Source organism: Planctomonas deserti, assembly GCF_003067705.1.
Classification (GTDB): domain Bacteria; phylum Actinomycetota; class Actinomycetes; order Actinomycetales; family Microbacteriaceae; genus Planctomonas; species Planctomonas deserti.
Map to the genome: position 1 here is coordinate 1 of NZ_QANL01000042.1, position 744 is coordinate 744.

Below are 744 nucleotides of genomic sequence, written 5' to 3' on the forward strand. Positions count from 1 at the left end.
GAAGCCGTAGCGGTCGGCATGGTGCTGGCCGCAAGGCTGTCCACCGAGCTCGGCCTGGCCGAGGATGCCGACCGCGCCCGCCTGCAGGCGCTGCTGGAACACCTCGGCCTGCCGGTGGCGATCCCGGCCGGGCTGGACCCGCAGGCCCTGCTCGGCCGCATGCGGCTGGACAAGAAGAACGTGGCCGGCCGCCTGCGCCTGGTGCTGTGGCGCGGCATGGGCCGCGCCGAAGTGGTGCCGGATGTGGATGAGGCGGTGGTGCTGAAGGTGCTGTCGTCCCGGTAGTGCCGGCCAGCCGCCGGCACGACCGCGTTGCGGCCGGGGTCACCCTGGCCCCGCTACAATCGGCGCCATGCACGTCTACCTGCAACATCCCGACGCCGGTGCGCAGGCACCGCGCTTCCTGCGCCTGAGCCTGCAGCCGGATCTGTTCGGCGGCTGGGAACTGCTGCGCGAGAGCGGTCGCGTCGGCAGCCGCTCGCAGCTGCGGCGCGAGCTGTTCCTGCAGGCCGACGAAGCCCACCATGCTTTCGAGAAGGCCCGCGATGCCGAACTGCATCGCGGCTTCCAGATCCTTTCGCACGGCGACTGACGCCGCTGCCAACTTTCGTCCAAGGAATGCCCATCGTGACCAGCCCTCTCCGCAATGATCGCCTGCTGCGCGCCCTGCGCCGCGAACCGGTGGACTGCACCCCCGTCTGGCTGATGCGCCAGGCCGGACGCTACCTGCCGGAGTACCGCGCG

3 protein-coding genes are annotated in these 744 nt (G+C 71.2%); all 3 read left to right on the forward strand.

Annotation, left to right across the window (positions count from 1 at the left end; translation table 11 throughout):
• On the forward strand, positions 1-285 hold a 285-nt coding region (locus DAI20_RS19410; protein ID WP_497802635.1), incomplete at its 5' end, for a 3-dehydroquinate synthase family protein.
• Positions 286-352: 67 nt separating this feature from the next.
• On the forward strand, positions 353-592 hold the full coding sequence (locus DAI20_RS19415; RefSeq protein ID WP_108252884.1) for a WGR domain-containing protein: 240 nt from the start codon (positions 353-355) through the stop codon (positions 590-592).
• Positions 593-618: 26 nt separating this feature from the next.
• Positions 619-744, forward strand: a 126-nt coding sequence (locus tag DAI20_RS19420; protein ID WP_497802636.1) for a uroporphyrinogen decarboxylase family protein, incomplete at its 3' end; no start/stop codon positions are given.